This window comes from Acidovorax sp. CF316 (assembly GCF_000276605.1).
GTDB lineage: Bacteria > Pseudomonadota > Gammaproteobacteria > Burkholderiales > Burkholderiaceae_C > Acidovorax.
The window spans coordinates 1-7,720 of record NZ_AKJX01000152.1 but is presented as its reverse complement, the minus strand read 5'-3'; the positions used below and the strand labels follow the sequence as shown (position 1 = coordinate 7,720).

Below are 7,720 nucleotides of genomic sequence, written 5' to 3'. Positions count from 1 at the left end.
TGCCATGGTCGATGTGTGGCATGCCAACGAGAAGGGTGGCTACTCGCATTTCTTCCCGGGCATGCAGCCCTACGAGCTGCGCCGGCGCATCGAGACCGATGCCAAGGGCTTCTACCGCTTTCGCAGCTTCTTGCCACCGGGCTATGCGATCCCGCCGACCGGCCCCGTTGCGGAACTGTTCGCCGCCCTGGGCCGCCATGGCCAGCGCCCCGCACACATCCACTTCCTGGTGGCCGCACCGGGCATGCGCACGCTGACCACGCAGGTCAACATTCCGGGCGACAGCTACATCGACGACGACTTTGCCTTTGCCACGCGCGACGGGCTGATTGTTTCGCTGGAGCGCAATGTGGCGCCCAAGGGCTACGAATCCCTGGGCATCACGGCACCGTTCACGCGCTCGGTGTTCAACTTCGTGCTGCCCAGGGCTGCCAGCGCGGACGAGGCCCTGCCACTGACGCGCATGGAGCGGGTGGCGACACCGGGCTGATCCACCACCCCGCCCGCGCCAGGCTGCCCTCGCGAGAGGGCGGCCTTTTCGCGTTGCGGCAGGCCATGGCCTGCCCTGCGCGCGCTGCAGGAGAAACCCCGTGGCGCAAGCCGGCACCATGGCGCACGATACTCGCACCATCCGCCCCGGCGCAGCCCGGCTGCAGGGCGCAATGCTGGAGACCCCCCTTGGCCAATCCCCTCTCGCTGCTGCGCTTCAATGCCGATACCGGCCACATCTGGCTCGACGAGCAGCGCATGCTGCTGCTGCATGCCCGCGCGCTGGCCGCCCTGCGCAAGGAGCTGTTCGACTCCTTGGGCGTGGAACGCGCGCGCGGCCTGCTGATCCGCATGGGATTCGCCTCGGGCCAGCGCGACGGCGAGCTGGCCGTCAAGCAGCGGCGCGCCGGCCTCAAGACGCACGACGCCTTTCTGCTCGGCCCGCAGCTGCACTCCATCGAAGGCGTGGTCTCGGTGGAGATGGTGCAGCTGGACATCAACCTCGCGCAGGGCCATTTCTACGGCGAGTTCCTGTGGACCAACTCCTGGGAGGACGAGGTCAACATCAGCGACTTCGGCTTCGGCGACGACCCCGCCTGCTGGACGCAGATCGGCTATGCCTCCGGCTACACCAGCACCTTCATGGGCCAGCTCGTGGTCTACAAGGAGGTGGAGTGCCGCAGCCAGGGCGATGCGCTGTGCCGCATCGTCGGCCAGGTGGCCGAGCGCTGGAACGACGATGCCTATGTGGCCTATTTCCAGCCCCAGCCCTTTGCAGCGCAGCTCATCGACTACCAGATCGGCCTGGACCAGTTGCGCAGCGTGCAGGCGCGCCGGCGCTATGACAGCAAGCTCGTGGGCGTGTCACCCGGCTTTCGCGAGGCCTTCGAGCTGCTCAGCCGCGCAGCCGACAACGCCATCACGGTGCTGCTGCTGGGCGAGACCGGCGTGGGCAAGGAGGTCTTTGCGCGCTGGCTGCACGAGAACGGGCCGCGCGCCAAGGGCCCGTTCATCGCCGTCAACTGCGCGGCCATTCCGCACGAGCTGATCGAGGCCGAGCTCTTCGGCGTGGAGAAAGGCGCCTACACCGGCGCCCACCTGGCGCGCGCCGGGCGCTTCGAGCGCGCGCACGGCGGCACGCTGTTCCTCGATGAGATCGGCGACCTGCCGCTGGCCGCGCAGGTGAAACTGCTGCGCGCCCTGCAGACCGGCGAGGTGGAGCGCCTGGGCGCCGAGAACAGCACGCCCTTCGACGTGCGCATCGTTGCCGCCACCAACGTCAACCTGCAGCAGGCCATGCAGGCCGGGCGCTTCCGGGCCGACCTGTTCTACCGCCTGAACACCTTTCCCATCACCATCCCGCCGCTGCGCGAGCGCACGGCCGACATCCCGGCCCTGGTGGACCGCTTCGTGGAGCGCTATGGCGAGCTGTACCGCAAGAAGGTGCTGGGCCTGACCGACAAGGCCATGCGCGCCGTGCTGGGCCACCCCTGGCCCGGCAACATCCGCGAGCTGGAGAACGTGATGGAGCGCGCCGTGCTGCTGGCGCCCGATAAGGGCTTCATCGAAGCGTCGCACCTGTCGGGCGTGGCGCCCCCGGCCCAGGGCGGGCAGCTCGACGGGCGTGGCGCGGTGACGCGCGGCGCCCCCAGCGATGCCATCGACGGCATCTGCACCGAGGTGCTGGACCGCAACGTCGACCTGGCCCAGCTGGAGCAGCGGCTGCTGCAGACGGCACTGCAACGCGCAGGCGGCAACCTCTCGCAGGCCGCACGCCTGCTGGGCATCACGCGGCCGCAGCTGGCCTATCGCCTCAAGAAAGAAGGCGTGCCGGCAGCCTGATCAGCGCACGGGCCCTGGCGTTCCACGGCCTGGCACCCTCCCCTTCCCACCTGCTCCCCTCAGCCTGCGCCGCCTGCCGCGCAGGGACAGCCACGCCCGTGCGCCACTTCACCATTTGATCAAGCTGCACCGCAGCATTTGATGATTTGAAGCTTCAGGAAAACCCTGGCAATGGGGTGGCGGCATGGGGCCATCCCATGCAAATCAAGGGCTTGCACGCGCTGGCACAGCGATTGCCCTTCTTACACCGTCCGGGCCCTCGGCCCCTACTCGATTGGTGTAGTGAACAAATGAACCCCACCCACGGTGCCTCCCAGCCTGGATCGGCCAGCGCGCTGACCGGCATGCCCTGCTATGTGCGCGTGACCGGCACGCTGGAGCAGCGCTTCGTCGAATTCGAGTTCGCCATCGGTGACCCCGAGCTCGCGGTGGAGCTGGTGCTGCTGTTCCCCCAGTTCCACGCGTTCTGCGCCCAGCACCAGGCCATCCAGCTCGACGCCGAGGAAGGTGCGCGGCTGGACTACGAACGGCTGAAGTGGCGCTTCGGTGCGCCCGGCATCGACCACTGAGAGTTTCTTTCTCTCCGATTCCCCAACCCCACCACGACCAGGAGACAACACGATGCATGTCGACATCCAGACCACCAGTGTCAAGCCGGTACGGCAGACCTTCTCATTCATTGCGCGCCGCCTGGGCGCGGACAAGCCGGCCTCGCGCTACCAGGAGGCGACCATCGACATGCAGCCCGAGGCCAACTTCCACTACCGCCCGCTGTGGGAGCCCGAGCGCGCGCTCTACGACAAGGCCCGCACGGCCATCGTGATGCAGGACTGGTATGCCTTCAAGGACCCGCGCCACTTCTACTACGGTGTATACGTGATGGCCCGCGCCAAGCAGCAGGACGCGACCGACCGGCAGTACGAGTTCGTGGAAAAGCGCCAGCTGCTCGGCCAGCTCGACGCATCCACGCGCCAACGCATCCAGGCGGTGCTGGTGCCGCTGCGCCATTACGAGTGGGGCGCCAACATGAACAACTGCACCGTCACCGCCTACGGCTGGGGCGCAGCCATCACCCAGGCCACCATGTTCGCCACCATGGACCGCCTGGGCAACGCCCAGTACCTCACGCGCGTCGGGCTGATGCTGGACGCCAACGGCGATGCCGCGCTGGCGCAAGCCAAAGAAGACTGGCTGCACGCACCCGCCTGGCAGGGCGTGCGCCGCCTGGTGGAAAACCTGTTCGTTACCAAGGACTGGTTCGAGGTGTTCGTAGCGCAGAACCTGGTGTTCGACGGCCTGCTGTACCCGCTGGTCTACCGCCACCTCGAAGCCGATCTCAACCCGGCCACGGGCAATGCCCTGTCCATGCTCACCGGTTTCATGAACGACTGGTACGACGAGACCACCCGCTGGGTGGACGCCACCGTGAAGACCGCCGCAGAGGAGTCACCCGCCAACGCGCAGCAGCTGAGCGCCTGGGCCGCCACCTGGCGTGGCGAGATCCTGCGCGCGCTGGCACCGCTGGCCACGGCCGCCCTGGGCACGGAAGCCGGCGCCGCTGCACTGGCGCAGGCCGATGCCGCCCTGGTCGCTCGCATGGCCAAGCTGGGCATCGCCGCCTGAAATCTCCCGACGAAAGACCTTCATGACCACCACCAACACCGCCCTGCAGGACCGCCCCAGCGTCTTCATCGCGCTGCAAGCCAACGACGAGACGCGTTTCATCATCGACGCCATCCTGGCCGACAACCCGCTGGCCACGGCCGCGGAGTTTCCGGCCATGGTGAAGATCGACGCCCCCGGCCAGATCGTCATCCACCGCGAATCGGTGCAGGACCGCATGGGCCGCGACTGGGACGTGCAGGAGCTGCACCTGAACCTGATCTCGCTGTCCGGAAACATCGACGAGACGGACGACGCCTTCCGCCTCACGCGCGGCGAGACCGCCTGACGCGCCCCCATTTCACCATCAGGAGACACCATGAGCCAGAACAACAACAGCAGCAACGCCAGCGCCCGCCGCCTGGGCATCAAGGAAAAGTACGCGCTGATGACGCGCGGCCTGGGCTGGGACACCACCTACCAGTCCATGGACGACGTGTTCCCCTTCGACCAGTTCGAAGGCATCAAGATCCACGACTGGGACAAATGGGAAGACCCGTTCCGCCTGACGATGGACGCGTACTGGAAGTTCCAGGGCGAGAAGGAGAAGAAGCTCTACGCCATCATCGACGCCTTCGCGCAGAACAACGGCCAGTTCAACGTCACCGATGCGCGCTACGTCAACACCCTGAAACTGTTCCTCACGGGCGTGTCGCCGCTGGAGTACGCGGCACACCGCGGCTATGCCATGGCCGGGCGCTCGCTGCGCGGCGTGGGCGCGCGCATCGCGGCGCAGATGCAGTCCATCGACGAGCTGCGCCATGCGCAGACGCAGGTGCACACCATCAGCCACTACAACAAGTACTTCAACGGGCTGCACGACTTCCACCACATGCACGACCGGCTGTGGTACCTGTCGGTGCCCAAGTCCTACTTCGACGATGCGATGACGGCCGGGCCCTTCGAGTTCATCACCGCCATCTCGTTCTCGTTCGAGTACGTGCTGACCAACCTGCTGTTCATGCCCTTCATGAGCGGCGCGGCCTACAACGGCGACATGGCCACCGTGACCTTCGGCTTCTCGGCCCAGTCGGACGAATCGCGCCACATGACGCTGGGCCTGGAGGTGGTGAAGTTCATGCTGGAGCAGGACCCGGACAACCTGCCCATCATCCAGAAGTGGGTGGACAAGTGGTTCTGGCGCGGCTACCGCCTGCTGACCCTGGTGGGCATGATGATGGACTACATGCTGCCCAAGCGCGTGATGAGCTGGGCCGAGGCCTGGGAGATGTACTTCGAGAAGAACGGCGGCGCGCTGTTCGAAGACCTGGCGCGCTACGGCGTGAAGGTGCCCAAGTACGCCGATGTGGCCAAGCTGGAAAAGGAGCGCATCACCCACCAGGCCTGGGGCATCTTCTACAACTACACGCAGGCCGCGGGCATCCACACCTGGATCCCCAACGACGAGGAGATGGACTGGCTGGCCGCCAAGTACCCGAACACCTTCAACCAGTACTACCGCCCGCGCCTGGTGCATTTGCGCGAGCAGGAGCAGGCCGGCAAGCGCTGGGTGAACAACAGCCTGCCCATGCTGTGCCAGATCTGCCAGATACCGATGGCGTTCACCGAGATGAGCGACCCGACGAAGATCGCGGCGCGCGAGTCCACCTACCACGGCATGAAGTACCACTTCTGCTCCGACGGCTGCAAGGACGTGTTCGATGGCGAGCCCGAGAAGTTCAAGCAGGCCTGGCTGCCCATGCACCAGATCTACCAGGGCAACTGCTTTCGCGAAGGCACCGACCCCACCCAGCCCGGCTTCGACCCGCTGGCCGAGGTGTTGGCCTGGTACCACCTGGATACCAGCGCCGACACCGGCGAATACAACACCAGCCCCGACCGCGCCAACTGGGAGCGCTGGACCGGCCGCAGCCACCTGCCCGCCGAAGGCGCCGCGGCAACCCCGGCCAAGGCGGCCTGACCCGCGAACGAAAGGAGATACACATGCCCGTCATTGCACTGCAACCCGGCTACGAAGGCGAAGTGGCCGACGCTGAAGCGAAATTCCACGGCAACCGCCTGCTCTACATCGGCTGGGAAGACCACCTGCTGTTCTGCTCGCCCGTGTGCCTGCCCCTGCCTGCGGCCATGCCCTTCGGCGCCCTGGTCAGCGAGGTGCTGCCCGGCGTCTACGGCAGCCACCCGGACTTTGCGCGCATCGACTGGGGACGGGTCGAATGGCGCGACTCGGGCCAGCCGTTCACGCCCGACCCGGCGCGCTCGCTGGCAGAGAACGGACTGGTGCACAAGTCCTTCATCCAGCTGCGCACGCCGGGCCTGGCCGGCATTGCGGGCTCGGGCTCGTGAGGTAGCGCCATGGGCTACCAGATCACGATTGAGCCGCTGGGCCAGACGGTGGAGATCGCCGAGGGCCAGACGGTGCTGGACGCCTGCCTGCGCGCAGGCGTGTGGATACCGCATGCCTGCTGCCACGGCCTGTGCGCCACCTGCAAGGTGCAGGTGCTGGACGGCGAGTTCGAGCACGGCGAGGCCTCGCCCTTCGCGTTGATGGACTTCGAACGCGACGAGAACAAGGTGCTGGCCTGCTGCGCCACGCCGCAGTCCGACCTGGTGATCGAGGCCGAGGTAGACGAAGACCCCGACGCGCGCTACCTGCCGCTGCAGGACTTTCTGGGCCAGGTGGTGCGCACGGAGATGCTGACCCCCACCATCCTGGGCCTGTGGCTGCAGCCGGACCGGGCCATCGAATTCCAGGCCGGGCAGTACGTGATGCTGCAGGTGCCGGGGGTGCTGGGCGCACGCGCCTTCTCCATCGCCAGCGCCCCGGGCGATGCGTTGATCGAGCTGCACGTCCGCAAAGTGGAGGGCGGCCCCGCCACCACCTGGCTGCACGGGCAGGTGAAAGTGGGCGACCGGCTGGAGCTGTCCGGCCCCTTCGGCCGCTTCTTCGTGCGCAAATCGGCCATGCGCCAGGCGATCTTCCTGGCGGGCGGCTCGGGCCTGTCCAGCCCCAAATCCATGGTGCTGGACCTGCTGGCCGAAGGCACGGGCTACCCGATCACGCTGTTCCATGGCGCGCGCAACCGGCAGGAGCTGTACTTTGCCGACTTGTTCAAGGCCCTGGCCACCGAGCACCCCAACTTCCGCTACGTGCCCGTGCTGTCGGCCAACGACGACGCTGCATGGACCGGCGCCACCGGCTATGTACACCAGGCGCTGCAGCAGCACCTGGGCAACGACTTCCGGGGCAGCAAGGCCTACCTGTGCGGCCCCCCGCCCATGATCGAAGGCTGCATTGCCACGCTGATGCAGGGCCGCCTGTTCGAGCCCGACATCTACACCGAGAAGTTCTTCACCGCGGCCGACGCGGGCGCGCCCGCACGGCGCAGCCCGCTGTTCAAGAGCCTGTGAGCACCAACCCACCTTCACCCACCCACAAGGAGACAACCCCATGGCTGAATTCACCCCCTCCCAATTGCTCGAACAGGTCAACACCCGGCAGGTGGCGCCCGGCAACGCCCGCGTACGCGCCATCACCGAGCGCATCGTCACCGACCTGTTCAAGACCATCGATGACCTGGACATCACCCCCGACGAGTTCTGGGCCGCCACGGGCTGGCTCAACCGCCTGGGCGCTGCCGGCCAGGCGGGCCTGATCACGGCCGGCCTGGGCTTCGACCGGCTGATCGACATCCGCGCCGATGAGGCCGATGAGCGCGCGGGCCGCGCTGGCGGCACTCCGCGTGCCATCGAAGGCCCGCTGTTC

General features: G+C 67.0%; 8 protein-coding genes and 1 pseudogene. All 9 read left to right on the top strand.

The features are described from left to right. A pseudogene (locus PMI14_RS18480) lies at window positions 1-490 on the top strand (catechol 1,2-dioxygenase); the annotation flags it as partial. A 188-nt stretch (window positions 491-678) separates the two neighbouring features. Next, window positions 679-2,331 carry a sigma-54-dependent Fis family transcriptional regulator gene (locus PMI14_RS18475; RefSeq protein ID WP_007856812.1) on the top strand — a complete coding sequence of 551 codons (1,653 nt, stop codon included), beginning with the start codon at window positions 679-681 and terminating at the stop codon, window positions 2,329-2,331. A gap of 290 nt (window positions 2,332-2,621) precedes the next feature. Beyond that, window positions 2,622-2,900, top strand: a complete 279-nt coding sequence (locus tag PMI14_RS18470; protein WP_007856811.1) for a phenol hydroxylase subunit — start codon at window positions 2,622-2,624, stop codon at window positions 2,898-2,900. A 52-nt stretch (window positions 2,901-2,952) separates the two neighbouring features. Continuing rightward, window positions 2,953-3,954, top strand: coding sequence for an aromatic/alkene monooxygenase hydroxylase subunit beta (locus PMI14_RS18465; protein WP_007856810.1), 1,002 nt, complete (start codon window positions 2,953-2,955; stop codon window positions 3,952-3,954). A gap of 22 nt (window positions 3,955-3,976) precedes the next feature. Then, window positions 3,977-4,282, top strand: a complete 306-nt coding sequence (locus PMI14_RS18460) for an MmoB/DmpM family protein (RefSeq protein ID WP_007856809.1) — start codon at window positions 3,977-3,979, stop codon at window positions 4,280-4,282. 30 nt (window positions 4,283-4,312) lie between these two features. Next, the gene (locus tag PMI14_RS18455) at window positions 4,313-5,914 is read left to right on the top strand and encodes an aromatic/alkene/methane monooxygenase hydroxylase/oxygenase subunit alpha (protein ID WP_007856808.1); all 1,602 of its coding nucleotides are present in this window, start codon (window positions 4,313-4,315) and stop codon (window positions 5,912-5,914) included. A gap of 23 nt (window positions 5,915-5,937) precedes the next feature. After that, window positions 5,938-6,300 carry a phenol hydroxylase subunit P4 gene (locus PMI14_RS18450; RefSeq protein WP_007856807.1) on the top strand — a complete coding sequence of 121 codons (363 nt, stop codon included), beginning with the start codon at window positions 5,938-5,940 and terminating at the stop codon, window positions 6,298-6,300. A 9-nt stretch (window positions 6,301-6,309) separates the two neighbouring features. Further along, window positions 6,310-7,365: an NADH:ubiquinone reductase (Na(+)-transporting) subunit F gene (locus PMI14_RS18445; RefSeq protein ID WP_007856806.1), complete on the top strand. Its 1,056-nt coding sequence runs from the start codon at window positions 6,310-6,312 to the stop codon at window positions 7,363-7,365. 40 nt (window positions 7,366-7,405) lie between these two features. Further along, window positions 7,406-7,720: dioxygenase (locus PMI14_RS18440; RefSeq protein ID WP_007856805.1), on the top strand; the 315-nt coding region annotated here is incomplete at its 3' end.

Excerpts from the sequence above, each read along its gene's own strand:
- PMI14_RS18470 (WP_007856811.1), top strand. The coding sequence starts at position 2,622 with ATGAACCCCACCCACGGTGCCTCCCAGCCTGGATCGGCCAGCGCGCTG.
- PMI14_RS18465 (WP_007856810.1), top strand. The coding sequence starts at position 2,953 with ATGCATGTCGACATCCAGACCACCAGTGTCAAGCCGGTACGGCAGACC.
- PMI14_RS18460 (WP_007856809.1), top strand. The coding sequence starts at position 3,977 with ATGACCACCACCAACACCGCCCTGCAGGACCGCCCCAGCGTCTTCATC.
- PMI14_RS18455 (WP_007856808.1), top strand. The coding sequence starts at position 4,313 with ATGAGCCAGAACAACAACAGCAGCAACGCCAGCGCCCGCCGCCTGGGC.
- PMI14_RS18450 (WP_007856807.1), top strand. The coding sequence starts at position 5,938 with ATGCCCGTCATTGCACTGCAACCCGGCTACGAAGGCGAAGTGGCCGAC.
- PMI14_RS18445 (WP_007856806.1), top strand. The coding sequence starts at position 6,310 with ATGGGCTACCAGATCACGATTGAGCCGCTGGGCCAGACGGTGGAGATC.